The sequence below is a fragment of the Celeribacter sp. genome, from assembly GCF_048259695.1.
Lineage (GTDB): Bacteria > Pseudomonadota > Alphaproteobacteria > Rhodobacterales > Rhodobacteraceae > Celeribacter.
Genome location: NZ_JBLXHL010000002.1, coordinates 347568 through 373481, shown reverse-complemented (window position 1 = coordinate 373481; position 25914 = coordinate 347568). Strand labels below are relative to the sequence as shown.

At 57.9% G+C, this 25914-nt stretch carries 26 protein-coding genes; 7 read left to right on the top strand and 19 right to left on the bottom strand.

From position 1 onward, the window contains the following. The first annotated feature begins 77 nt into the window (after positions 1-77). Complete coding sequence (locus ACN0Q0_RS05330) at positions 78-1331, top strand: MFS transporter (RefSeq protein WP_417242336.1); 1254 nt, start codon at positions 78-80, stop codon at positions 1329-1331. Here ACN0Q0_RS05330 and ACN0Q0_RS05325 read toward each other — a convergent pair. Genes ACN0Q0_RS05325 through mbfA form a run of 3 tightly spaced genes read right to left on the bottom strand, consistent with a single transcriptional unit; the run spans position 1328 to position 3419 of the window. Further along, a complete protein-coding gene (locus tag ACN0Q0_RS05325) occupies positions 1328-1951 on the bottom strand; it encodes an HAD family hydrolase (RefSeq protein ID WP_417242335.1) in 624 nt (207 codons plus the stop codon). The two genes, ACN0Q0_RS05330 and ACN0Q0_RS05325, sit on opposite strands and share 4 nt — an antisense overlap. Next, a complete protein-coding gene (locus tag ACN0Q0_RS05320; RefSeq protein WP_417242334.1) occupies positions 1948-2406 on the bottom strand; it encodes a YaiI/YqxD family protein in 459 nt (152 codons plus the stop codon). Before ACN0Q0_RS05320 ends, ACN0Q0_RS05325 begins: the two co-directional genes overlap by 4 nt. A gap of 35 nt (positions 2407-2441) precedes the next feature. Next, complete coding sequence (gene mbfA, locus ACN0Q0_RS05315; RefSeq protein ID WP_417242333.1) at positions 2442-3419, bottom strand: iron exporter MbfA; 978 nt, start codon at positions 3417-3419, stop codon at positions 2442-2444. Between the two features lie 281 nt (positions 3420-3700). Here mbfA and ACN0Q0_RS05310 point away from each other — a divergent pair, with 281 nt between their 5' ends. From ACN0Q0_RS05310 to ACN0Q0_RS05300, 3 genes are all read left to right on the top strand, one after another. Continuing rightward, entirely contained in the window at positions 3701-4318 is a 618-nt protein-coding gene (locus tag ACN0Q0_RS05310) for a TetR/AcrR family transcriptional regulator (RefSeq protein WP_417242332.1), read from the top strand. Further along, a complete protein-coding gene (locus ACN0Q0_RS05305) occupies positions 4315-4608 on the top strand; it encodes an I78 family peptidase inhibitor (protein WP_417242331.1) in 294 nt (97 codons plus the stop codon). The genes ACN0Q0_RS05310 and ACN0Q0_RS05305 overlap by 4 nt, the downstream gene beginning before the upstream one ends. Positions 4609-4941: 333 nt before the next feature. Further along, positions 4942-5286 (top strand): DUF2794 domain-containing protein, encoded by a 345-nt coding sequence (locus ACN0Q0_RS05300; protein WP_417242330.1) that lies wholly within the window; start codon positions 4942-4944, stop codon positions 5284-5286. A 6-nt stretch (positions 5287-5292) separates the two neighbouring features. Here ACN0Q0_RS05300 and ACN0Q0_RS05295 read toward each other — a convergent pair whose 3' ends face one another. The 3 genes from ACN0Q0_RS05295 to ACN0Q0_RS05285 form a co-directional block, all read right to left on the bottom strand. After that, a complete protein-coding gene (locus ACN0Q0_RS05295; protein ID WP_417242329.1) occupies positions 5293-6105 on the bottom strand; it encodes an NlpC/P60 family protein in 813 nt (270 codons plus the stop codon). Next, a complete protein-coding gene (locus ACN0Q0_RS05290) occupies positions 6102-7484 on the bottom strand; it encodes a leucyl aminopeptidase family protein (RefSeq protein ID WP_417242328.1) in 1383 nt (460 codons plus the stop codon). Before ACN0Q0_RS05290 ends, ACN0Q0_RS05295 begins: the two co-directional genes overlap by 4 nt. A gap of 135 nt (positions 7485-7619) precedes the next feature. After that, positions 7620-7997 carry a hypothetical protein gene (locus ACN0Q0_RS05285; RefSeq protein WP_417242327.1) on the bottom strand — a complete coding sequence of 126 codons (378 nt, stop codon included), beginning with the start codon at positions 7995-7997 and terminating at the stop codon, positions 7620-7622. Between the two features lie 159 nt (positions 7998-8156). Between ACN0Q0_RS05285 and ACN0Q0_RS05280 the strand changes: the two genes are divergently transcribed. Beyond that, positions 8157-8804, top strand: coding sequence for a carbonic anhydrase (locus ACN0Q0_RS05280; protein ID WP_417242326.1), 648 nt, complete (start codon positions 8157-8159; stop codon positions 8802-8804). A 23-nt stretch (positions 8805-8827) separates the two neighbouring features. Here ACN0Q0_RS05280 and ACN0Q0_RS05275 read toward each other — a convergent pair whose 3' ends face one another. The 6 genes from ACN0Q0_RS05275 to ACN0Q0_RS05250 form a co-directional block, all read right to left on the bottom strand. Beyond that, a complete protein-coding gene (locus ACN0Q0_RS05275; protein ID WP_417242325.1) occupies positions 8828-9115 on the bottom strand; it encodes a hypothetical protein in 288 nt (95 codons plus the stop codon). Positions 9116-9150: 35 nt separating this feature from the next. Then, a complete protein-coding gene (locus ACN0Q0_RS05270) occupies positions 9151-9366 on the bottom strand; it encodes a hypothetical protein (protein ID WP_417242324.1) in 216 nt (71 codons plus the stop codon). A gap of 401 nt (positions 9367-9767) precedes the next feature. After that, positions 9768-11411: a DUF4139 domain-containing protein gene (locus ACN0Q0_RS05265; protein WP_417242323.1), complete on the bottom strand. Its 1644-nt coding sequence runs from the start codon at positions 11409-11411 to the stop codon at positions 9768-9770. Positions 11412-11542: 131 nt separating this feature from the next. Beyond that, entirely contained in the window at positions 11543-11740 is a 198-nt protein-coding gene (locus ACN0Q0_RS05260; protein WP_417242322.1) for a hypothetical protein, read from the bottom strand. 311 nt (positions 11741-12051) lie between these two features. Then, positions 12052-13074, bottom strand: a complete 1023-nt coding sequence (locus tag ACN0Q0_RS05255) for an aspartate-semialdehyde dehydrogenase (protein ID WP_417242321.1) — start codon at positions 13072-13074, stop codon at positions 12052-12054. 146 nt (positions 13075-13220) lie between these two features. Then, the gene (locus tag ACN0Q0_RS05250; RefSeq protein WP_417242320.1) at positions 13221-14402 is read right to left on the bottom strand and encodes an MFS transporter; all 1182 of its coding nucleotides are present in this window, start codon (positions 14400-14402) and stop codon (positions 13221-13223) included. A 344-nt stretch (positions 14403-14746) separates the two neighbouring features. Between ACN0Q0_RS05250 and ACN0Q0_RS05245 the strand changes: the two genes are divergently transcribed. Then, on the top strand, positions 14747-14935 hold the full coding sequence (locus ACN0Q0_RS05245) for a hypothetical protein (RefSeq protein WP_417242452.1): 189 nt from the start codon (positions 14747-14749) through the stop codon (positions 14933-14935). A 232-nt stretch (positions 14936-15167) separates the two neighbouring features. On the opposite strand, the gene ACN0Q0_RS05240 is transcribed toward ACN0Q0_RS05245, so the two are convergent. The 3 genes from ACN0Q0_RS05240 to ACN0Q0_RS05230 all read right to left on the bottom strand — a co-directional run bounded on the left by ACN0Q0_RS05240 (position 15168) and on the right by ACN0Q0_RS05230 (position 18658). Continuing rightward, the gene (locus ACN0Q0_RS05240) at positions 15168-16973 is read right to left on the bottom strand and encodes a polysaccharide biosynthesis protein (protein WP_417242319.1); all 1806 of its coding nucleotides are present in this window, start codon (positions 16971-16973) and stop codon (positions 15168-15170) included. A gap of 181 nt (positions 16974-17154) precedes the next feature. Then, positions 17155-17778 (bottom strand): sugar transferase, encoded by a 624-nt coding sequence (locus tag ACN0Q0_RS05235; RefSeq protein ID WP_417242318.1) that lies wholly within the window; start codon positions 17776-17778, stop codon positions 17155-17157. A gap of 1 nt (position 17779) precedes the next feature. After that, positions 17780-18658 (bottom strand): NAD-dependent epimerase/dehydratase family protein, encoded by an 879-nt coding sequence (locus ACN0Q0_RS05230; RefSeq protein WP_417242317.1) that lies wholly within the window; start codon positions 18656-18658, stop codon positions 17780-17782. An 81-nt stretch (positions 18659-18739) separates the two neighbouring features. Between ACN0Q0_RS05230 and ACN0Q0_RS05225 the strand changes: the two genes are divergently transcribed. Next, positions 18740-19531 (top strand): WecB/TagA/CpsF family glycosyltransferase, encoded by a 792-nt coding sequence (locus ACN0Q0_RS05225; RefSeq protein WP_417242316.1) that lies wholly within the window; start codon positions 18740-18742, stop codon positions 19529-19531. Positions 19532-19556: 25 nt separating this feature from the next. Here the strand turns inward: ACN0Q0_RS05225 and xrtD are convergent, their stop codons facing one another. The 4 genes from xrtD to ACN0Q0_RS05205 form a co-directional block, all read right to left on the bottom strand. After that, a complete protein-coding gene (gene xrtD / locus ACN0Q0_RS05220; protein WP_417242315.1) occupies positions 19557-21176 on the bottom strand; it encodes a VPLPA-CTERM-specific exosortase XrtD in 1620 nt (539 codons plus the stop codon). A 45-nt stretch (positions 21177-21221) separates the two neighbouring features. Further along, positions 21222-22628 carry a hypothetical protein gene (locus ACN0Q0_RS05215; protein ID WP_417242314.1) on the bottom strand — a complete coding sequence of 469 codons (1407 nt, stop codon included), beginning with the start codon at positions 22626-22628 and terminating at the stop codon, positions 21222-21224. Next, entirely contained in the window at positions 22621-23217 is a 597-nt protein-coding gene (locus ACN0Q0_RS05210; protein WP_417242313.1) for a polysaccharide biosynthesis/export family protein, read from the bottom strand. Before ACN0Q0_RS05210 ends, ACN0Q0_RS05215 begins: the two co-directional genes overlap by 8 nt. 175 nt (positions 23218-23392) lie before the next feature. Continuing rightward, positions 23393-25834 carry a tetratricopeptide repeat protein gene (locus ACN0Q0_RS05205; protein ID WP_417242312.1) on the bottom strand — a complete coding sequence of 814 codons (2442 nt, stop codon included), beginning with the start codon at positions 25832-25834 and terminating at the stop codon, positions 23393-23395. Positions 25835-25914 lie beyond the last annotated feature (80 nt).

Sequence of the window (25914 nt, the reverse complement as noted above, 5' to 3'; positions counted from 1 at the left end):
AGATGATCGACGCCATGCCAATGTTTTGATTGACGCTTTGCGCACCGTGTACGATTGCTGACGCAAAGGAGACAAAGATGTCCGACGCACGCACGCCCCTGTTCACGCCGGTCCTGATTGGCGGCTGTCTCATTATGATCATCAGCTTTTCGATCCGGGCCTCTTTTGGCGTGTTCCAAATTCCCATCGCCGCCGAATTCAATTGGCCCCGCGCCGAATTTTCCATGGCCATCGCGATCCAGAACCTTGCATGGGGCTTTGGCCAACCGATTTTTGGCGCAATCGCCGAACGCATGGGCGACCGCAAAGCCATCATTCTGGGTGCGTTAACCTACGCTGCGGGTCTGGTGCTGTCCTCCTTTGCGGTCACACCCGAGGGGCATCAGTTCTTTGAGATCTTTGTGGGCTTCGGCATCGCCGGTACCGGCTTTGGCGTTATTCTGGCCGTAGTCGGACGCGCCTCGTCGGACCAAAACCGCTCCATGTCACTCGCCATCGCGACCGCTGCGGGGTCGGCGGGCCAAGTGTTCGGGGCGCCCCTTGCCGAATGGTTCTTGTCCTTTATGCCGTGGCAGGACGTCTTTGTTTTGTTCGCCGCTGCAATCTTGCTCTCGCTTTTGGCCCTGCCGTTGATGCGTTCGCCACAAGTGGCCTCCAAGGCGGCGTTGGAGGAAAGCCTCGGTGCGATCCTTGGCAAAGCCTTTCGCGATCCGAGCTATACCCTGATTTTTCTGGGCTTCTTTTCATGCGGCTATCAGCTTGCCTTTATCACCGCTCACTTTCCCGCTCTCGTCACCGAGATGTGCGGGGCGATTGATCCGTCGGGCACGCTTGCCGCCATTGGCGTCACCTCGACATCCGCGCTTGGCGCGATCTCTATCTCGCTCATCGGGCTGGCCAATATTGGCGGGACCTTGATGGCGGGCTATTTGGGCAACCGCTACTCGAAACGCTACCTGCTCACGGGAATTTATGTCGCACGCACCATCGCGGCCGCCGCGTTTATTTTCTTTCCGATTACGCCCGCGTCCGTGCTTATTTTCTCGGTCGTGATGGGCGCGCTTTGGCTCGCCACCGTACCGCTCACCTCTGGCCTCGTCGCCCATATTTACGGGCTGCGCTATATGGGGACGCTCTATGGGATCGTGTTTTTCTCACACCAACTGGGGGCGTTTCTCGGCGTGTGGCTTGGCGGGAAGCTCTACGACATCTACGGCAACTACACCGCCGTTTGGTGGGTCGGTGTCGGCGTTGGCGCATTTTCCGCCATCGTGCACTTGCCAATCAAAGAGATCCCGTTGGGACAACGCGTGGCAAAAGCCCTGTCCTAAAGACCCGCCTCATCTGCGGTAAGCAAACCCGCCGCGACCAGACGCCTGGCCCATCCTTCGGCTCCGTCAAAGAGGTGGGTTTGCCACCCACGGCGTGCGGCCATGTCGATGTTTTCGGGACGATCATCCACAAACAGGAATGTGTCGGGCTGTGCCGCCTCACCCGCCTCGAGCATCTCGTAAATCAGGCGGTGCGGCTTAACGCAGCCCAAGCGGCCGGAAACATAGGTTTTGTCAAACCCGGCCAGAAACGGGTATCTGGTTTCGGCAAATTCAAAGCTCTCGGCCCCGAAATTTGTAAGCGCGATGACACGGACACCTTTGGCACGCAAGGCACGAAGCAGCGCCACGGAATGGGGAATTTGAGGCGCCGCCATTTTATCCCAGTCGAAATACCACATCATGATTTCGTCGTGAAACGCAGGGTTTTCTTTGGCGGCGCGTTCAATGGTTTGACGAAACGGGGCGCCCGTATCGATACCAAGATTTATCCCGTGAAGATCAACCGCCGCGAACATCTCTTTGCGGCGTGCCTCCCCGATTGTGGCATCGTAATGCCGTTCGGGGTTCCATTCGATCAACACGTTTCCGATATCGAAAATCACGACGTCAATGGTCATACAAGGTCTCTCTTTGCGGCTTGGATGGCGCGGTCTAATCCGTCGAGGAACCGCGAACGGTCGGCTTTGGAAAACGGTTTTCCGCCCCCCTGTCGAAACGGATCGGCGGCACGCAGGTCGGCCATGAGATCACGGGTGGCCAGAACATTGCCAATGTTCGCCTGTGTCAGCGGCTCACCGTTGTGTTTGATCACCCGTGCGCCCGCCTCGACCACCTTGGCCGCGAGGGGGATGTCACCCGTCACAACCACATCGCCGCGTCCGGCGCGATCGGCAATCCACATGTCGGCCACATCCGGCCCATCGGGGACAAACACCATTTCGACAAACGGATTGGCAGATGGCCGCAGCCCGCCATTGCACACGAACAGGCACATGATTTTGTGGCGCGTTGCGACCTTTTCAGCCTCGTCCTTTACCGGACAGGCGTCGGCATCAATGTAGATTTTCGTCACGGGGCCGCCTTTGGATTCAGGGACACGGATGCGGGTTATCCCGCACCGATAAGCGCCCCCGCAGCGAATACCAGAGCGCCACCGAGCACAACCTGAAAAACGGCGCGCAGAAACGGCGTTTCCATGAACTTGTTTTGAATCCATGCGATGGCCCACAGTTCAATGAACACAACGACCAAAGCAATGAATGTCGCGGTCCAAAAGTCGGGGATCAGGTAGGGCAAGGCATGACCAAGCCCGCCGACCATCGTCATGATGCCCGATGCAAAGCCACGTTTGATCGGCGAGCCACGACCGGAGATGACACCATCATCATGCGCCGCCTCGGTGAAGCCCATCGAAATGCCCGCGCCAACTGAGGCCGCCAAGCCAACGAGAAACGTCGTATGCGTATCTTGTGTGGCAAAGGCCGTGGCAAAGATCGGCGCCAGTGTTGAAACAGAACCGTCCATCAGACCCGCAAGACCGGGTTGCACCCATGTGAGCACAAATTTCCGGTGCGCGTCTTCGTCTTCGCGGGCGCGTTCATCTGTTCCCAGATGTGCGGCCTCCAACTCCCCCGCGCGTTTGTCGTGGCCCGCCTCGGCGGTCGCGAGTTGGCCCAGAAGGTTACGGGTATCCGCGTCCGTGGTTTGGGCGGCAGCACGACGGTAAAATGCCTCCGCACCTTGCTCCATCGCCCGCGCTTCCGCACGTATTCTCTCAAGGCCGAGGGTCTCGATCAACCACACCGGCTTGCGCGCATAGTAGCCAGACACATGTTCGCGGCGAATCAGCGGGATCACATCCCCGAACCGCGTTTTGTGTAGCGCAATCAGCGCGGCACGGTGCTCATCCTCCTCGGCGGCCATACCGTCGAACACCAAGGCACTATCCGGAAAATCGTCGCGCAACCGTTCGGCATAGAGGCGGTAAATTTGCGCATCATCCTCCTCGGACGAAATCGCGAGAGCAAGGATTTCTTGCTCCGTGAGGTCGGAGAATTTGCGTCTGTTTGCAAAGCCGGGGATCATATACTCACCTCTATTTAGAACTATTCTAAATTAAACACAGCCCACCTTACCCGGCAAGGCCCAAAACTAGACCGGGCGGTTCAGTTTCTGCTTGCTCAACTAAACCAGTCAGTTTAGTTTGATCCTTGTGCTGCGGGAGATCTCCCCACAGCATGACGATCGACATCCCTGTCGAACACTGGGCAGGCCTTCGGGCCTGCCGCTTTTTACGCTTCGGGAAGTCGCTTTGCCACGCGCTATTAAGTCGCTATTGTCTAACCAAAATCAGGAGTGACAAACCGGTGCACAGCGCGGAGATCAAAAAAGGTCGCAAATTCGATCAAGTCGTCGAAGGGGCACGCACCGTCTTTTTGCGGGACGGGTTTGAGGGCGCGTCGGTGGACGACATCGCCCGCGAATCCGGCGTGTCCAAAGCAACGCTCTACAGCTATTTCCCCGACAAACGCGTGCTGTTCATCGAAATCGCAAGCCGTGAGATGAAACGCCAGGCAGATGAGGGTGCGGGCGCGTTGGACATGACAGCACCCCCTGAAGTGCTACTGCCCATCGTGGGTCGCAAATTGATGGACTACCTGCTATCAGACTTCGGACAGGCCATTTTCCGTACCGCTGTCGCAGAAAGCGACCGCTTCCCCGAAATTGGCCGCAAATTCTATGAAAGCGGCCCGATGTTGGTGCGCGACCGTATCGCCGCCTATCTCCAAAGCTGCATAGAGCGTGGCGAATTGGCCATCGACGACGTCCTCTTGGCCGCCGAACAATTTGCAGAATTGTGCAAAGTGCGCTCTGTGCTGTGCTGTACCTTCGATTCGAATTTCACGATGGACGCCGAGGAGCGCGACCGCATTGTCGCCTCTGCTGTCGACATGTTCCTCGCAGCATACCGGACCACACGATGAAACATCTGGCCCTGTGCCTCATAGCCCTGACCGCCTTGAGCGGATGCCAACAGGAGACGTCCGACACCTCCGTGCTGCCGGAAATGCAAAACCCCGCGGCCGACAGTTGCGCCAAAGATCGCGTCACGCCGTTTATCGGCGAGGACCGAAGTGTGATTGCAACACTGGATCTGCCCGATCCCGTTCGGGTGATTGCACCCGGTGCCATGATCACCAAGGACTACCGCCTCAATCGCACCAATATCGACCTTGATGCGGACGGGCATATTGTTCGGGCATGGTGCGGCTAACGGTCACCAGACCTGCGCAAATGACCGTGGCATGTGATGGCGGGTGCTCGACAAATAAAAAGCCGGGACGCACATAGCGATCCCGGCCTAGTTTGATCGTGTGGAGCGAATTCCCCGGTGCTGCGAACTGGGTGGGGGCTGTTAAACCGCAACACCGGGGCAAAGCGTTTCGCTCCGTGTGTATAGGTTTCGCCTGTAAAGCGGGCCAAAGCGGGGAACGAAAAGGATAAAGCGCGGGTCTTTTTGTGTCGGAACTTGGGCAAGCGCCCACCCCCGGCCGTCAAAAATGCATTCACCCTTGATTTATAAAGGAAACGGCCACAGTCTTTTAAAATGACCATTCAGACACCAACACCATTTTCCCGAAAGCACGCCGACGACAAAGTCGCGTTTGACCGCCATGAGCTTGGCCTGATTCTCGGCATTTATGGGAGATTCGTCGCTGCGGGCGACTGGCGGGACTACGCAATGTCGTTTTTGCGGGATGTTGCGGTCTTTTCAATCTTTCGCCGCACCGCCGAACATCCAATCTACCGCGTCGAAAAACGGCCCCGATTGCGCAATCGCCAAGGCATGTATGCCGTTATCTCGATGGACGGGCAGGTCCTTAAGCGCGGGCATGATCTGGCGGTGGTGATGCGCTACTTTGATCGCAAGCTGATCCGCGCCATCGACTAACCCCGTCTACAGCCGCCGATGCGCTGTCACAGGCCCATCGCCCTGCGCCGAGATCCGTGCAATGGCCTTGGCAATCGGCTCATATGTCACAGCCATATGATAGGCATTGGCGTGGATCAGGACATCTTCGTCCACACAAATCGCCACATGCCCGGCCCAAAACACCAGATCACCGCGCTGATAATCACCCTGCGCGGCGGTCCCGAGATCCATTTGCATATCACTATCACCCGGGCATGAGGCTCCACAGGCCAGAAGTCCCGCCTGAACCAGTCCCGAACAATCAATGCCGAACGCCGAGTTCCCGCCCCAAAGGTAGGGTGTGCCAAACAGCAATTGCGCGATGGTAACGGGGTCGGAAAACGGACGATCAATGGGACGGATGTGGGGCTTTGGCACGAACAACCCGCCCTCAATTTCCATAAACCTGCGTCGTTCATCGACCACGCAGATGCGACTGCCAAAAGGCAAGGACGCAACGGCTTCGGATTTGAAGTCATCGGTCGGGTACAGGTGGGTGGCCCGCACGGAAATGATGTGCGTGGCGGTTTGGGGCGCGCCAAGATCGGTCTGCGCCACATACCCGACATAGCCATCTTTGCGCGCCACGCCAAAGGCCCATCCATCGCGGCGCTCCAACACGTCAAACACGTCACCGTGCAAAACCTGCCGGTCGCGGGCCCCATCGGGGGCATCACGCAAATCCGCAACAGGAACGCAGACACCCGCGGCCTGCGCGCCAACAACCGCCTGACCCGAAGTGGCAAAGCCGGCCAAGGCGACGCGGTTATTGGCGGGGGTGAGGCGCCGGTCGGTCATAGGGGGAGCAGCTCCGCGAGCGCCTCGAGTACCGCCCGCGTTCCCTGCCCTGCGCCACCTTTGGGGCGCGCGGGAGCCGCCGAGGGCGTCCAGCCATAGATGTCAAAATGCATATAGCGCGGCGTCTGCGTCACAAACCGGCGCAGAAACAACGCGGCAGTAATAGACCCGGCAAATCCGCCCGCAGGCGCGTTATCAAGGTCGGCAATCCCGGGTTCGATCATCTTTTCATAAGGATCCCAAAACGGCATTTGCCATACGGGATCGGCGGACTTGGCCGCACCGAGGATCACCGCGGCGGCATCCGCGGGCGTCGTCGCAAAAAACGGCGCAAGATCGGGACCGACCGCAACCCGCGCGGCCCCTGTCAGGGTTGCCATAGAGATGATCAGGTCGGCATCGCCTTCGTCGGCAAGCGCCAGAGCATCGGCCAGAACAAGACGGCCTTCGGCGTCGGTATTGTTGATTTCAACCGTCAGTCCCTTGCGCGATGTCAGGATGTCTTGTGGGCGGAAACTATTGCCGGAGATCGAATTTTCGACCGCAGGGATCAACACACGAAGCTGCACATCCACCCCAAGCGCCATAATCATATGCGCCAGACCAAGAACGGCAGCGGCGCCCCCCATATCCTTTTTCATCAGACCCATAGAGGCCCCGGGTTTGATGTTGAGGCCGCCCGTGTCGAAACACACGCCTTTGCCCACGAGGGTCAGTTTCGGGCCGGATTTCCCCCAGTTCATCTCGATCAGGCGCGGCGCACGCGGCGAGGCACGGCCAACGGCGTGGATCATGGGGAAGTTGTGTGCGAGCAGCGCATCGCCTTCGATGACCGATAGTTCGGCGTCGAACATATCAGCCACAGCGCGGGCGGCGGCCTCCAACTCATCTGGCCCCATGTCGGATGCGGGCGTATTGATCAGATCGCGCGTAAGCGCCTCACCCGCCGCCATAATTTCAAGCCGTGTCGCATCTACCCCCGATGGCGCGACAAGCTGCGCTTTCGGTGCCGCAGCCGGCGCGTAGCGATCGAACACATGACCGGCAAGCAACCACCCGAGGGCCTGTTCGCTCAGGGCCGCGTCTGTCAGGTCGGTTTCAAGGTGAAAGGTTGCCTCAGGCAGCTTTGCCCGCACAGCGGCAAGCGCAAAACGCGTCCGTTTACGCGCCTCTGGCGTGCCAATGCCCGCAACAGCCCCCGCAATCCCGTTTTCGTCGGGAAAGACACAGACTTCGCCAAGCCCGGCCGTAAACCCGTTCGCCTTGATCCATTCGGATTGAGCGGCACTCAGCCCTGCTTTGGTCGCCTCAAGCCCATCGGGCGCAACAAGATACAAAGGCAAAGAGGTCACAGAAGTAGCGGCAAACGTCAGGGGCATGGTCAGGCTCATTTTGGGTGCATTTGCACCACCCTAGTTCATCCCATGACACCTGCAAGCAGGATCGAGATCACGGCGGCAAGTCCCCCACCCCACATGAGGATGACTTGCGCCGCGCGTTCGACCGCACCCCTGTTAAATGGATGCGCCCTGTAGGTCCCACACGGCTAAAAGAGAATTCTCCCCAATCCGCATCAACCGCTCAACAGTCGCGGCAAGCGCGGTCCCGTCGTCCGTTGTGGCCAAGGCACTCACGCTGCCCGCAACCTGCGCAAAGGTCACCATTCCGATCTGTTCCGAGATCGCAATCATGGACCGCGCTGCGCGTTGCAACTCTTCCAACTGTCCCTTGCGGTGACAACTGTCCACCTTTGCCAGGCGCACAGCGAGTTCTTCCATCGCGCGCGTCACGACACCATCGGCACCTGACGAGCCCAATTGCGCATAAAGTTGATCAAGTCGTTCACGATCGAGACGGACTTCACCCTCTAGCCGTAGTTTAGCTACCACCATAATATACCCCAAATATTCATGCGCCCCCACGCACTGACATGACTTTGGGGTAAAGCATTCAAGAAAAGGTTTAATGCCGGATCATTTCTCCCTCGAAATCCGCAAAAATTTCACTACATTCGATGAAATTGCTTTGAAACTGTGAGGGATGACAAATCAATGAAGAACGCGAAACCGCTTCCTGCCTATATGGTGCAACGTTATCATGGTTGGAAGGCAACGACCTATAACGAGAACAGCGCATGGTATCGCCGCCTCGCCAACGAGGGCCAACGCCCCCGCGCCATGATTATCTCTTGCTGTGATAGCCGCGTTCACGTCACGTCCATCTTTGGCGCGGATCAGGGTGAGTTTTTTATCCACCGCAATATCGCCAACCTCATCCCGCCGTTCACCGATGACGGCGATCACCACGGGACTTCGGCGGCGGTTGAATACGCGGTTTGCAACCTGAAGGTCGCCCATATCGTCGTACTCGGCCATTCGAACTGTGGCGGCGTACAAGGATGCCATGACATGTGTTCGGGCAATGCGCCGGACCTGGAGGACAAATCATCCTTTGTCGGGCGTTGGATGGACATTCTACGTCCGGGTTACGAGCGCGTCACCGAACGGAATGAAGCCGACCCGATGCGGGCGTTGGAAAAAGAGTCGGTTTTGATTTCGCTTGAAAACATGATGACGTTCCCGTTTGTGCGCAGCGCCGTGGAAAGCGGCGAATTGAGCATTCACGGGCTTTGGACCGACATCGGCGAGGGCGAGCTGCATCAATATGATCCCGATAGCGATCAGTTCGTTCAGATCTGATCGCCAGGCGCCCGCCCGTCTGATTACGCGGCGTTGGTGACAGCATACTCTTGGGTCAGGATAAACGGCTCGTTTGATGCGTTGGCAACGCTCGCGCGGTCCGGCGTCGCGATGATGGCGGAATGGGCGAGGCTTTGCGACCGCACGAACATCGGTTTTGACACCTGCATCATGGCGCGACGCGTTTCCAATTCCGACAGGGTGTTGGACGGTTCAATCTCCGCTTCGGGAAAGAACATCGTCGCCCCGTTGCTGTGCAGGCTCAGGGCGATGATCCGGTTGGCGCGGGCTTTTGCGATATAGTCATTCATGGTCGTGATCCTTTTCAAAATGTCTGTGCGAGGCCTCAGGCCGCAATTGCGATACGTGCGCCAAGATCGGGACGGAAATCTGTTTCCGACAAGTGTGTGGTCAGCGGGACAACATTGGCCTCACGGGCTGCGCGCGTCAGGTTGTGATTGGCGGGCGCCACGGCGGCATAATCAGAACGCACGTCCCAGTTGAGAATGCTCGCACTCTGTGTGCCGACGGTTTGCTTTGCGGTTTTCAACAACTTGATCATGTGTCCATCCTCTCGGTACGTGTGCTTCATCTCTTGGATTCATGGGACCACAGAAGTGTTCACAGGCGAATTTCAGGGTTTTATCAATTTGATATAAAGCCAGATTCAGTCGCCCATCGAATTTCGACTTTCTATAATTTTCAAATAGTTAAACACACCGTTCATAGGTAATTTACGAAAGTTAAAATTCTCCCTACCGTCTTGGGGGTGGTTAAAGTCGGTACACTCCCGTGGCACGCCCCGGGCAGCTTCGCGGCGGCAATCGGGCAGCAATGTGGCGGCGACAATCTCCACGCACAAACGGGCGAATCACATGGCATGAGATCAAATGAAAAAGCGGGGCCGCTTTGGCCCCGCTCGTCTTAAAGATGTGCTATCATAGAATGGAGGTAACCTCTCCCCTACTGAAGCTGTTGCCCGTCTGGCCACGTCAGCATTTCTGTCACCTCGGTGGACCATGCCCCTGCCGCATCCAGATCAAAGACCCACGTCAAAATACCGCGCTTGTCGTCCGCACTTATTCCGGTCGGTTTCTGGGTTGAGGTCCATTCGATCTTCAGGTCGTCCTGTTCGGCCACAGACACCCGGTCAATCACCTCGATGGGCCACGCCCGATCCGTGAGGTTTTCGACACTCAACCGCACAGCGCTTTGCATGTCATTGGATTTGCGGATCACGCCACGATCCCCCTCATTGCGGGTGAGCACCACACGCGACACCTGAATGCCATCCACCGCGCCAAAGGCCAGTTCTGTCTGCTGTCCTGCGGCGATGGTGTCGAGATAGGTTTCACCGATAAATGCCCCATCGCGGTACATCCGGACGTCACCTGGCAGCAACACTTCGCCACTTTCATTGTTGAAGTCCGCCACAAGATACCCCGCAGTCTCATAGAGCGGGACGGCACGCACGGTGATTTTGGGGGCGACATCGACCGTACTCAGGGCAAACTCTGTCATCTCCTCACCGTTGGAATAGAGCGTCTGTCGGGTCGGCATGGTATAGGTCAGGCTCAGACCATAGGACCGGGGTGCCGCGGCCTGCTCCGCCTTTACGTACGGGGCCTCCATACCTTGAACCTCCATGCTGTCGGCGGCCATGGTGCGGGCCATTGGGCGGATCTCTTCGGGGTCGAACAGGCGGCGGATAAGCGGAAACACCTCGGACGGGGCGGTGCGGCGGTCAGGCCGCTCGGTCGAGAACATCAGATCAACATCGAACCACGCCTCCCCCGTGGCCTGTCCGGCCTTTACGCCACGCTCGATCTGCATGTCCCCCGTCACTGTATCAAGCCGTGCGGTATAGCTTGGCCTCCACGCAGCCTCATCGACGGGATATATCAGGGCGGCAGTGACATCGGCATCCTGCGGGACATCAAGGTGAAGCGTCACGGTCACACGCGGCTGATCTGTCGCGGCGATACGATCCAAATCCGATGTCGCCGCCTCCACGGCGCGTTTTGCCTCCGCAATTTCCTCGGTCATCGCATCGGCCTGCGCCTGTGCCTGTGCCATCGCGATACGCGCTGCCGAGGACTGCTCGCGGATCATGACGGCGGTCTGTGCCACCTCGGCGGGCAAGGCGTCACCGGGCGCCTTGAGACGGTTCAGGAAATCAAGACTGTCCTGCGCCGCGTTGACCTCGTCTATCGCCGCGGATTTTCGGGCCTTTAAACCGGCAAGCCTATCTTTGGCGGCCGTAACGGCGGCCTGTGCGGCTTGCGCCTGTGGCGACGCCGCCGCCCCGAGCGATGGTCCGGCTGTCGCGCGCACGCTTACAGGGCCGAGTTGCGCGTTTTCCAACGTGGCACGCAGCGATTGCGTCAACGCCTGAACATTTCCATAGGGAATATCAGTAAGCTGCAACTCATGGCGCCCTGCCGGCATATGAAGATGCGCGGTGCGGGTAACCTCGGCACCGTTGGGATAGAGAGTCGCAGCTGTAACAACACTTTGCGCGGTGAAGACCTCGGCCTGAGCAATGGCGGGGGTTACCGCAAAAAGGGTTGCGACGATGGCGGATGAAACGCGGGGATGCAGGGGCATAATGTCCTCCTCTTTCTGGAGGACAGGTTTCATGGGCTTCGGATCGGGTGCAACCCAATTTTACGTGTAACAACCGGCGCTTGCCCGAAGCGGCAAAGGATCGCCTATGCAGCCGGCTTTGGATGCACGGATTACGCGGAACGGCTCAATTCGGGATCTTGCTCATAGCTCCACGCCTTTTCCTTGAACGTGCGGCACATGTCCTCGCGGGTGAGGCGGGCCTCTTCGTGTACCCAGTCGCCGCGCCGGTCCGGGGTCGTTTTGGTGTCCGCATAATGCGTGCCGGACGTCTCAACGCGTTTTTTGAAATCGAATTTTACCCTGAACATGTCCTGACCTCCTCTTGGTCTGCGGTGCGGTTGTGTTGAGGAGAACATATCATCGCCACGGTTTTGCCGCGCTGATGAATAAACTTTTAAGTTAATGCGCCTTAGCTTCAGGAACCTGCTCCTAAAATCATTATAAATCAAAATATTGAGGCAAATTCCCCTGTGTATGAAAGGCATTTCGAATTCGCAGCAAACTCCCCGCAAGCGCTTTGGATCTACATCTCAACCAACAAAAACAGAGAATCGGTCAAGCAAAAAGGGCGCGAAAACGCGCCCTTTGTCACAAGTCTTAACGGTTTATAACGTCCACCTTAGCCCTTTTTGAGCACCCGACGCCCCAACAGCTCGGCGATCTGAACAGCGTTCAGCGCGGCACCCTTGCGCAGGTTGTCGGAGACGCACCACAGGTTGAGACCATTCTCGATGGTCACGTCCTGACGGATGCGCGATACGAACGTGGCAAAGTCGCCAACGCACTCAACAGGGGTCACGTAGCCGCCGTTTTCGCGCTTGTCGATCACAAGGATACCCGGGGATTCACGCAAGATATCGCGGGCTTCGTCCTCGTCGAGGAATTCCTCGAACTCGATATTGATGCTTTCGGAGTGGCCCACGAACACAGGCACGCGCACACAGGTCGCCGTGACCTTGATCGATGTGTCGATGATCTTCTTGGTCTCCGCGACCATCTTCCACTCTTCTTTGGTGTCGCCGCTGTCCATAAAGACGTCGATGTGCGGGATCACGTTAAACGCGATCTGTTTTGGGTACACCGTTGGCTCGACCTCCTGACCGGGGACATACATGCCCTTGGTCTGGTTCCAAAGCTCGTCAATCGCCGCTTTGCCCGATCCGGACACGGATTGGTAGGTTGAGACGACAACGCGTTTGATCTTGGCGCGGTCATGCAATGGCTTGAGCGCCACAACCATCTGTGCCGTGGAACAGTTGGGGTTGGCGATGATATTCTTGTTGGAATAGCCCATGATGGCGTCGGGGTTCACCTCGGGAACGATCAACGGCACATCGGCGTCATAGCGATAGAGCGAGGAGTTGTCGATCACGACACAGCCCGCTTTCGCCGCGATTGGCGCGAACTCTTTGGTGGCCTCGGAACCGACAGCAAACAGCGCCATATCCCAACCCGCGAAATCAAAGGTCGCAAGGTCAAGGGTCTTTAGGGTTTTGTCGCCAAAGCTCACTTCGGTGCCGAGAGATTTGCGCGACGCAAGCGCCACGATCTCGTCTACAGGGAACTCGCGCTCGGCGAGGATGTTCAGCATTTCGCGGCCCACGTTGCCCGTGGCACCAACTACGACGACTTTATAGCCCATCAGGGTCACTCCTTGTTGTCCAAATGACAAGAGCGGGGGATAGCGTATCTAGGCCCGATGTAAAGGCAGAATTCATTATGGACCCTATGCGAACGGGTGATTGCACAGGGGACAGTCTTGACCTCGGCCTCCCGGAAATGCGGCGATTACCGCCGGTTGAGGATGTAAACCACAAGCCCGATCGCGAGCGCCACAGCAAAGGTCACAAACACGGTGCCATAGGGCGCGACCACCACATCGGTCGCCAGTTGCGTACGTGCAAACAGGCGCGCCGTAACAATTTGGAACAGGCCAACCCCACCGATCGAGAACAGGTTGATCATGGTGACACCGCGGCCCATCAAATTCTCGGGCAAGAGCGTGCGGCCCTGATTCATGATCTGCGGATAGCTCGCCGTAAAGAACCCGACACTCATGAACAAGAGAACCGTTGCGGCCACCGGCCACGTCCCCGCCCCCATCCACAACAGCACCAGACTTCCGAGTGTCGCGATCCCGCTGCCCGCGATAATGACCTTGCGGCTTTTGATCACGCGGTCGATCGGCCCGAACGCCAAGCTGCCGACAATCATCGCAAAGGCCATGTATATGGTCGCGTTGCCAATCTGGCCCGCATCCAAACCGTACACTTCGGACAGATAGCCCCCGATCCAACTGCCACGCAGCCCCGCACCCGGCGCATAGGACACCATCGCGATCAGTAATATCGGATACAGCGGGGCAATGCGCATCAGGTCCCCGAGGCCCGCTTTGGGCGCGGTCTGATCACGCACGAGGCGCGGCGGATCCGCCACAAATCGCAAAATCGCGATGGCCACAACGGCGGTTGCCGCAGCAAGGACAAACATCGACCCCCGCCACCCGATGGTCGCGAGCGCAAAGGACAACGGCGCAGAGGCCGCAACATTCCCCAGAGAGCCAAGGCCCAAAACCAAACCAACCAAAGTGCCGAACCGTTCGCGCGGCGCAAGGCGGGCAAAAATGTAAAGCGAGGTCATCAAAACAGGGGAGCACCCGATGCCAATGAGAATCATCGCGGCGTAGATCGACCACGCGCTTTGTGCCAAGCCAAAGATGATGGCGCCGCCCCCGCCGCCAAGCGAAAGCAGAACCGCCGCCGTCACGCGGGGAGATTTGTGGTCCAACAACCACCCAACGGGGATTTGCATTGCGGCAAACGCGAGAAACCACAATCCGAGTGCGGTGGAGATTTGATCCGCACCGAGGTTGATTTCGGCGTCTAGGACTGGCGCGAATACGGCAAGGCACGCGCGATAGAACTGACTCAACCCGTAGGCCAGTGTTAACCAAACAAATCCTTTGACCATGCCACCTTACCCCTTTTTCAGGACAACTGGATGACGGAGACGACCGTGGCTGTCCAGAAGAATCAGTCCTCCGGCCCGCATCCGTGCGACGTATCTATTGGAAACCTCGCCAAAAAAAGCAGTGGGGTTTGGACGCGTTCCGGCGCATTCGGAGGGAAACCTTCTACAAATCCGCGCCTTTATCGATAAAACACGCATTTATGTGCCACAATGGCCACAGAGGGCGAGAGGATCGGTGAGGGTGTAGAAAATTAGGGCTTTAATCGAAGCGCTGTTTGTGCAAAATCTGATCCGAGCTTGACCAAAGTGGTCGAGTGTATACCTTCTTTATGGAGATTCTGGTGATGAAAAAAGTCGTACTCGCTTCCGTTCTCGCTCTCGCAGCTGCATCCGCTTCGGCAGGCAGCTACTCTGAGCCCATGATTGAAGCTCCTGTGATCGTTGAAGAAGCCGCTGGCTCCTCCCTCGGTGGCGGTGCTGCTCTTCTCCTGCTCGGCGCACTTGCCGTTGCAGCAATCGTAGCTGCTGACTAATCTGTAGCTTTCGATTTTGAATTCGAAACGGCGGCCTCGAAAGGGCCGCCGTTTTCCGTTCCGATAGACGCTTCGTCCGCCTCCGCGCCTCAATGTCCGTCGTCGCGCCCCGAGTGATCCCTGACCGGTGTCACGCTCCTGCGCTGTGACCGATGTGCGTGACGAAAGACCAAGGCGCAGACCCCACGTCCCCCTTGCATCACATTGGCCAATAGCCCCGCAAAACCGCCCGCTACGCCTCGGCAACGACCGCAGATGGCCTGTGGTAGCCTGACACCCATTTCTCAACGACATCACGCAGCATACGCGCATTCGATGCGGTCAGGGCCTCCTCGATTTCGCGCAACAGGCCCGCCACTTCGATTTGGCTAAGCTGCTCCTCTTCGGCGCGCAAAATTTTGGGGTGCGGCGTTGGCCGCATGTTTGCGTCATCAATCAAAAGCTCTTCGTACAGTTTTTCTCCCGGCCTCAATCCGGTGACCTGAATTTCGATGTCACCCGCCCCGTCAGGCATTTTCTTCACCGAAAGGCCCGACAACTCGATCATCCGTTTGGCAATTTCCAGAATATTCTGGGGTTTGCCCATATCAAGCACGAAGACCTCACCTCGATCGGAATACGCCCCTGCAAGCAAAACCAACCGGGAGGCTTCCGTCACGGTCATGAAAAACCGGGTCACATCGGGATGGGTCACGGTTACGGGGCCGCCCATATCGATTTGCTTTTGGAACAATGGCAACACAGACCCCGATGAGCCAAGCACATTGCCAAACCGGACCATCGAAAACCTTGTATCCGGCGCACGCGTCTGGATGTCCTGAACGACCAACTCCGCCAACCGCTTTGTCGCCCCCATAATGGACGTCGGCCGCACGGCCTTGTCTGTGGACACAAAGATAAACCGTTCAATTTTCGCATCAACGGCGGCCTTTGCTAGAACCCGTGTTCCGATGACATTGTTGCGCGCGCCCTCCAACTCGTTTTCCTCGACAAGGGGGACATGTTTGTAGGCGGCGGCATGGAGGATGATATCGACCCCCTCTTGGGCGATGACGCTGCTCACACGCGCCTTGTCGACCACCGAGCCGAGGCGCGACACGATATCAACGCGGGACGTTGACGTTTTCTCGCTCAGGTCCCTTTCGATGGTGTAAAGATTGAACTCATTGCGTTCAAAAAGGACAATTTTTGACGGCCCGCAATTCAAAAGCTGACGGCACAACTCCGATCCGATGGACCCGCCGGCCCCTGTCACCATGACCACACGGCCCGCATAACTCCGCGCGATCTCGGGCGTATCAAGATCAACCTTTTCGCGGCCAAGAATGTCGATAGGGCGCACCGCCTTTATTGCGCCTTTTGCCCCATGCTCCCCGAACATTTCGACAAACGTAGGCACAACGCGCACATCGATATCCGCACGGTCACATAGCGCGACCAAGGCTTGTTGGCGTTCATGTGCCGTCTCGGGCAGCGCAATCACCAACCGGCGGATTTGTAACCGCTCCAGATCTTTCAACATGGTTTTGGGTGACAGGACGTCGATGCCCCCCAACGCCATTCCATGCAAGTGCGGGCTGTCGTCAAAGAAAATGACAGGACGCTCTTCGCCCGCCTGCAAAATGGCTGTGGCAATATGGATGCCTTGCGCCCCTGCGCCAAAAATGGCCACAGGTTCACGCGCACGCAATTTGTCGCGTAAATGCCCCAAGAGCGCGATGGCGAATACACGGCTCCCCAACACACCCGTAAACAAAACCGATGCAAAAACAGCAGTCGATGCGATGACCCTCGGAAGCCCCAGAACCATCTGCGCCGCAAGAAAGCTTGCCGCCAAAAACAGGCTCGCCTGCACGATGACCATCGCGTCCTTCGCATTCAGGAGCGACAGCTTGATTTTGTGGAGGCGGAATTTAATGCTGATCAACGGCGTCAAAAGGACGATGGCCAGACCCAGTTGACCATGTGCCTTTTCGGTCAAGATCCCGTCAAAAGAGTGTGCCAACCCCAGAGCCAGAAAGGCTGCGACAGCCGCCACAACAACATCCGAAACCACAAGGACAGTGCGGATTTGTTGACGCGGTAAGTTTGTTAATCCATTGAGAAGCATAGGGGCACCAAGACTCATTCAATAAACACTACATTCTATCTTTTCGCATATCCGGGCGGCATAAGACAGAATTTCGACGCGTAATGGCAAAACAGAATGGAATATTCCACTAGTTTCGTGTCTTGGATGATGCAAAACGCCCCACGACCGTCTCGATCAAAAGGCGCGCATCCCAACATACGCTTTGTCGGCTCTGATACATCAAATCCAGCTTTGCCTTTCTCGGCACACAGCATTCGGCATAGACGCGATCCGTTTCCTCAGCCGTCCGGCACGCGGCCAAAAGACGTTCTTCGTGAGCATGGTAGACGAGCGTGGCGAGGCCCGTGACCCCCGTACGGCTTTTGAGAACCGCGCCGTAAAGATCGGGGAACCGCTCGACATACTGACGCAATGGCGGACGCGGACCGACAAATGACATATCGCCCTTAAGGATATTCCAAAGCTGTGGCACCTCATCAAGGCGGGTACGCCGCAACACGGCTCCCACAGGCGTAATCCGCGCCGCCTTATCCCCGCCCGACACACCGCTATCTGCGGCCACAACGCGCATCGTGCGGAACTTTACAAGGTTAAACGGGGTTTTCACGTCCTTCATCCGCTCGGACACATGAAACACAGGCGCCCCGTCACGCCACAAAATAAGGCCGGCAACAATCACCACCACAGGCGCCAGAAGCACCATCAGCACAAGGGCGAGCAAAATATCAAAGAGGCGTTTGGATCGTGTCATATTACGATCTGCATGCCGCCCATTGGGCAATGATGTCAACAGGATCCCCCACTCCGGACGCCCCCGCACAGTAAGTTTCGAGCAAATCGCAAGCCAGTACGATATCCTGATGGGGCGAGGCCGCACATTGGCGGGGCGTATAGGCCGCCCCCGCCGCATCGAGCAAGGCATTCATCGCAACAGGCCGTCTGGCGCCCACATTGAGAACCTTGGGCAGTGCGCCGTCATATTGCGCAAGGCCGCCCAACACACGGGCCAAATCTCTCGGACCGATATAATTGCGGCGCGGCCCCTGCCCGTCCGGAAAAATGTCGAGCGGACGCGGGGGCGCGTCCTCGTCCAATGACAGGTTTTGAAGCAATACATCTGCGCCCGCAACATTGCCGATCCTCAGGCACGTAACCCCGTCTAAACCGGCAAGCCGGCGCTCCATCTCCACTTTGGACCGACCATAGGCATTGACCGGAGACAAAGGGGCCGCCTCATCGAACGGGCGTCCGATGCTTTCACCATAAACCGCCGAAGATGACGCCACGAGGCAGCGCGGCACCCCCGCGAGTCGCGCGGCACGAAGGGCATCGGCGACGAGCGTCACGCCGACCTCCATATCCGCATCACTCGTCTTTGACCCGCTCGCCGAGACCCCCGCAAAGACGAACAACGTGTCGATCCCTCCGGTCCGACCGGCCAGTGTGCAAAGGGGCTCGGGGTCCGAAAAATCATTCCATATAAAAGACTTATCCTCAACGCCACCCGCGTTTCGGATCTGCCAGTACATATCCGGAATGCCAAACCCGCCCCGCGCAGAAGAGTGGCGCAACAAGCGGCCAATACGGCCGGATGCGCCAATGAAAACACAGGTCTTTCTCGTTTTAACCATATTTGCGCCCCTTTTCCCGAGCATGGTTAACGCCACAACAGAAGCGCGGAAACTCTCCCGCTCCCATTAACGGACATGACCATGCTTGAGTATAGAGAATTCATTGCTGCCGAACGCATTGACCATTCCGGCTACCGTCAGGATGGAACGCAAAAGGTATCGGAATTGTCCTTCATGGGTTTGGATTTCGCCGTTGCACCCAAGGCGGACTGGCAAGACATCCTGCGCACCAAGCAAGGCGCAGGATTTTCCTATATCGTGACGCCAAACGTCGATCACATGGTGCAAATCTGGCAGCGTCCCGATCTTCGCGCAGCCTACGAGGCGGCGACCTACCGTGTGTGCGACAGTCGTATCCTTGATAAACTCGCATCCTTCAAAGGCATCACATTGAACCCGTACCCCGGGTCCGACATGGTGCACGATCTGATTTCCTCCGCGCAACCTGATGGCCCGCGGATTGCAGTTCTTGGCCCGAAGAGCGGTGATTTTGCCGAACTGGCGCGCCGCTATCCCAACGCCAACCTGATACACATCGCCGCGCCCCAGATGTCGGTCGGATCGCGCGCATGGAAGGAGACCCTGCGCCGTGTCGAGGCCGTGGACTATGATGTCCTGCTGATTTGCATCTCGTTTCCAAAACAGGAACTTTTCGCGCACGACCTGAAACGGCGCGGCAACACCTCCGGCATGGGCATGTGCGTTGGCGCGAGCATCGACTTTCTCACAGGCGTACAAAAACGTGCGCCCAAATGGGTTCAGGAAAAGCGTCTTGAGTGGGCGTACCGTCTTTTGAGCAACCCCGCACGGATGTGGAAACGCTATCTTGTAGATGGGCCAAAGATTTTCTGGATGTACATGCGCACCGCGTGACCGCCACAGGCCAATTTGGCTAGACTTACTGCGCCAATGGTGGCGCAAAGGCCTCGGCGACAGGGACGAAACGCGGCAGGGCGCGGACGGTTTGCATAAACATGTCACGCAACCGCGCCTCGGCCTCAACGTCCGCTTCTCCGGCTTTGATCGGGGTGATGAGCCGCACCAATGCCCCATCGGTCCGCCCCATCGTCAGGCCATCCCAAAACAGCATCATCTTTGCCTCGAAATCCCACGCAACATGGCGTCCGTGTTGCTCGAACCAATAGTAGGCCAACATCCGGGCTTCGCCTTTTTGGATGACGGCGCGATTGACCATGTAACGTTGGCCGAGCCCGACCTGCGGGGCCAGATCGACCCGTTCGATCCGCGCAATTTCCCACCCCGCACCCGGCAGGCAAATTTCGGGAGAATGCGTGCCGCCCTTGGTTTGGTCGGCATAAAACGCGGCGAAAAACTCCACGCTCGGCGACACGGCATCGCGGGTATAATTGATCCGGACATAGTCATCAGCGGCAAGGGTCTTTTCCACCGCCATATCATAGCGCCCCATGTCCACACCGCTCCACCCACCAATGTCGCGCGGGTAAAGCGCGAAGGGGTCGCGATCAACGATCTGGACCTGTGGGTCAGGGCGCATCTGCCACAGGATCGCCCCGACAAGAGGCACCAGAGCGGCGAGGATCAACGCCCGGGACGGTTCGATAAGGCGCACGCGTCTGGCCTGCTCCCACATCCCGTCTGTCGTCAGGTCAAACGCCTCAAAGAACGACACACGGTCACGGCGCAGCCACAACAACGCCCAAGCAAGCACCATCAACAGCGCCACACAGGCCATAAAGATCACCCACCCTTCAAAGAAGTGGGAAAACCCCTCAAGGTGATCGGCACCCCAGTGTTTGACCAACAGCCCCGCCACCGCGATGCGCACCGCGTTCATCAGAACCGTGATGGGGGCGGCCGCAATCAACAACACCGCACGGTGCCACCGCGGGCCACGGTACAGCACGGCAAAGACGTACGAAAAGCTCAAAATCGGGAACAGGTAACGCAGTCCGGAACAGGCCTCCGCCACATGCAACTTGATGGTATCAAGTTCGATAATGTTGCCCTCAAGGAACACCGGCACGTTCAAAACCTGCAGCATCCAGACGCCAAGTTCCGAGGACACACCTTGGAGAAAGGTCGAGAGCTTGTAGTAAAACACACCCGGCAGGGGCAGCATGTAAACCAAATGCAGAACGGCGGGCCAAAAGTGTTTTCCCTGTTCCCACCCAAAGGAAACGAGCAGCAAAGCCGCCACCCAAAGGATGGTCGCGTAAGCCACGACTTCGGAAATCTGGGCCAGTTTCCCAACGGTCGCGAAGGCCACAGACAGGATCAAAAGAGCGACACCGGGCGTGCGATTGACGCGACCCGTTTGCACCGGAACGTCTTTGAGTTCGCGCAAGAGCAAAACACCCGACAGAAGCGGAATGATCGGACCGTGACTATATTCCGGCGTTGCCCACGCAGCGAGAAGTGCGCTCACACCCTCTTGGAAAAAAAGGGCCGCACCGATCAGGGCAAGAACGAGCCAAAGGACGCCAGACGTTAGACCACCAAAGCGGCGGATTATCCGTGTCTCAACATTGGCCATCATTTACACGCCTTTTATTTCAATCGCCTAACGGGCCAACCCGCCAAATCAGCGCGTGAAAAATTCACGGCTAAGGGTCAAAAACACACGCCCCGATTTGGTCCGGTCCTCGCCCGCCTCATCAAACACCTGAAACCGCATCCCCGCCTCAAGCGACACCCCCGCCATAAGGTCGCGTCGATACGCAAGACGCGCATCATACTGTGCATCATCGCCACTGATCGCCGACAATACCGTCGTGGAAAAACGGGCATTCACACCCGACACCTCATCGAAAGCATGGTCAAACACCAGACTCGCACGGTTCGCCATTTCGTCTTCGCTCGCATCATTCACACCGTAACGGCGCGTCACACCAAAAGCGAGATAGTCGTTTCTTAACTCTTGCCGGTAGGTCAGATCGCCGATCATTTCGGTCTTGCCCTGCGCAGTGTCGATAACCCCGAGGGACCAATTGAACTGACCGTCACGCAGCTGCGTTTCGCGACCGACCGAAAGCGTTTGCCACGCCCCGACACTATTGATGTCGCGGGTATACCGCAAAAGGCTTTCACCGCCACGATGCTCGCGCCGCAGCGAAAACGTTGCCGTCACGCCGCTATTTTCCGTATCTTCGACCTCCGAAAACCGCTCCATACGGCGATGCCCAAACCCGACCCGTGCAACCGTGATCCGGTCAAGACGCTGCGCCACCGAAATCCGCGCAAGGTCACTGTTTCGCCCGGTGCGAATGCTGTCATCCTTGTCGAACTCTTCGTGTGCCGCGTCGAAAATCAGCGACGTCATCGGTGACACCTGTGCCGTCACACGGACATCGCCACGCACCGTCTCGTTGTCGAAATGGGAGGTGGACACGCTATCGCTAAAATCCGCCTTTCGCCATTGCGCCGAGAGGTCATAACTCAACGGCATATCGACGCCCGCCGCAAATCCCAGTTTGACCTCAGATTGCGCCACAGACCCTGAACCGGACGCAATATCGATCGATCCGTCACTGGCTTCACCATACGTCGACGACGATACGTCCGCTTCGGCATAGTGCAGCTCGGATGTGACGCGGGTGCGCGCTGTCTCGTTGGAAAACGACAGCTCCATCTGTGGCGCACTTAACCCGCCGCTACCGGAGCCGAGCACATAGTCCACACCCGCCTCAAGCGACAGCGCAGTCGATTGCGTATCCCAACGGTAACTGTAATCCAACGTAGAGGTCAGGCCCGTGCGCGTGGCATCACCACCTGGGGTTTGCTCCGGATTGTAGTCCCATCGCAAACCCGTTCCGACGGCAAACCGGCTACCGGCAGGAACATCATTCGCACCGTCACCCTGATCTTGAGCCAACGCGACCCGGGTTGTGAAAAAACACAAAAGAGCGATACGCACCGCGCCTTTTGCCAATGTGCTGTTGCGGCTCACGGCTTGGAACTCCTGAATGGTCTGGGTCGTCCGATCACTCAAAAAGTTTGCGCTCGGGAACCGTAATAACGTCTCCCCCACGCAACCTGAACCCGCCCGAAATGCCGCGCTTGTTCTTATAGTCGAAATAGTAAACCTGTTCGGATTGTGTCTGTGTATTGATACGGTGCAGTTCGACGCGCTTTGTGGCCGCGAACCGTGTGAAGCCGCCCGCCTGAGCGATGGCTTGCAGAATTGATATGTCATCTTCGGTCTTGATCAGGCCCGGCTGTTTCACCTCGCCCATCACATAGATATTATCGGGGTCGGGGCGCACGCTGGACGGCAAAACGTCACGCACATGCACGACAGAAACATAGACCGTCGGCACCGATGCAAAGATGGCGCTCAGCCCTTTGGAGATTTCATTCTGAACGGTGATCGCGGTTTTGCCTCGCGCCTGCACCACACCAAGAGAGGGGAAATTCACGGAGCCGTCAGGAAGCACCAAAACCGTCCGGTTGAGTTGCGGGTCTTCCAACACCTCGACCTGAAGCGTGTCGCCCGACTGGATACGGTATCCGGCGGCATAACCCGCTGTCGCGGTGAGCATCAGCAATGCGGCCAAGAGACCCGAGAAAAATTTAGGCATGACGTACCCTTATGTCCTTGGCCATTCGAGGCCGTTGATTACTTTGTTTAACCACGGACTAGTCACACTTCAACAGGGCTCGGGCGCCCTCCCGCGTGCGGCGTTTCATCGACGACAACAGTCGTCTCGAACGATCCCCACCACACCGGATTTCAGTGTTATGTCACGCAGACCTTTACGGCGCTAGCGTTTCCAGTGCTTTGGCAAGGTCCGCACGCAACCTCGGCCCCGCACCGAGTCCATTGCGCAACAGGTTGTCGGCGCGCTCGAATTGGACGCGTGCCTCGCCGGTGCGCCCCGACTTTGCGTAAACCTCGCCCAAATGATACGCCACCGAAGGCACGTCGGGTAACGCTTTGGCCGCGGCTTCCAACGCGGGGAGCGCCTCATCGACGTCACCCGCAAGGAACGCCGCCCACCCGAATGTATCCTGAAACGCCGGAACGTTCGTGCCTTTGAGGCGCCGCGCGATGGCATTGGCCCGCGCAATGGATTGCGCATCACGGCGCTCGGAGGTCAGCAAACTCGCAAGGTTGTTGACCACCACCAGATCATCCGACCCTTGGGCATATAGCGCATCGTAGACCGCAATCGCATCATCCATACGCCCCACCTGTTCAAGTCGCCCCGCATAATCCACACGCACATCACGGTTTTGCGGATTCGCGGCCAAAGCCGCCTCGATCACATCAATCGCCGCCTCGCCACCCTCCTGATCCTGCACGACCCGGGCATAGGCACGCCATGCCGGTACAAAATCGGGCACATCCTGAGTGAGCATTTTCAACGCCGTTTGCGCCCCGGCGAGATTGCCGGCATCAATTTCGACCATCGCCACAATAAGTCGCACATTGGCATCATCAGGCGCCTCCTGCTGCAATTGCGCCACCCGCGTCCGCGCCGCCTCGACATTGCCATTCACAAGGTAGTTGCGGATGTTTGCAATCTTTGCCCCAAGCGAACTGTCCACCGCATCCGCACGCTCCTGAAGAAAATCCGTCAGCGCGTCCGATTTGCCCTGTTCGGCCAAAAGCCGTGCGCTCAAGTCGGAGACAATGCTTTGCGCCTCATCCGAGGCAAAGGTTTGCGCAATGACATCAATGTCACGCGCAACCCGCGGCCAGTCGCGCATCTCCAGATGGATTTGCGCCAAACTGTTGTGAAGCCGCAAATCGCGCGAGGTGCGGCGGAGCGCCTGTTCGATCGCTTGTTCCGCCAGACGCGGCTCGCCCTTTTGGAACAACAGCGCCGCATAGCGCAACGACTCGTCGGGCGCATTGTTCGACGCCTCCATCGCCCGCGCAAGCATATCGGACATGAGTTGACGCTTGCCATCGCGCTCATAGGCGCTGGCCAAAAGCGAAAAGAGTTGCGGATCTTCGGGCGCATCACCGAGTGCCGAACGCAAAACCAGAATGGCACCGTCAATGTCGTCTTCAGCGATCAACCACGCCGCTTTCGCTTTGAGAGCCTGCAACTGGCCCGGATCGTGGGCAAGGACCTCTTCGACCAAAGCCCGCGCCCCTGTCGCATCGCCCGTTTCGCGGCGCATTGTGGACAACTGCATCTTGATCCGGTCGGTTTGCGCGGCGGGTGGGGCGCCCTCGATCAGCGCCGCCAAATCGGCCATAGCCCGCGCGGTGTCCCCCTCGGTGTAATCCGCGCCGGCCAAAAGGGCGGCAAAGAGATCCGAGTTTCCGGCCACATCTCGGGGCAGATCAGGGCGCTCTAAAATCGCACGCAATGCGTCACGCATGACGGCATTCGAACGCAATTGCGACAAGAACCGCAGATACATCAGACGCGGTGACGGGTCCGCGCTTTGCGGATCAATCCGCCCGAGCAGCCATGCCTCGGCCTCATCCACCCGCCCCTGTGTCAGATACCAATCCATCAGGAGACGTTGCGTGGCGGTGTCCTGCGGATCGAGCGCAATCATGGTCAGGATATGCGCCCGCGTGTCCTCCATATGCCCCAACTCATTGAGGGCCAACAGTTTGGTATTGTGCAATCCGCGATCTTCGGGGGCAAGCGCAAGACCGTCGTCGATCAACGCCAGGGCGGCCTGTGTCTGACCCGTACGGATCAGGCTCGCAACGGCGACACGCCGCGCACGGATATAGGCCGGATCAGCGTCTATGAGCGCCATCGCATCAGTGGCCGCCAGATCCATTGCCTGCGTGTCACGGGATTTTGCAGCACTGCGATATCTCAGCCCGACTTCGATTTCGCGAAGCCCCAAATCCGTAGCATCGAGCATTTTCGCCTTGTCCAGATAGGCCTGCGCACCGTCAAGATCATTGCTGTCAAAGGCAATTGCCGCCATCGCACGCGCCGCATCCAGATCGTCGGGACGGGCCTCGGACACATACCGGAATTCACGGAACGCCCGCGACACATCACCCGCATCCAACAACAGTTGCGCATAGAGTTTTCGCGCCGCCACATTGTTTTCATTCAGCTTGATCGCGTTCTTAAGTTCCAGAATGGCACCGCGCGCCTCACCGCTTTCAACAAGCGCTACGGCTGACTGGAAATAGGCGTCGGATTTGTCTTCCGTCGACTTGCATGCCGTCAGAGTCATCAAAACAACCAGTAAAAGTCCAATTCGCGTCACGCTGAACGCTCCTTTCGCGTCGATCATTCAGGTTCCGGCACCCTAAAACATGCCCCGAGAGAGATGAATCACATTGCCCT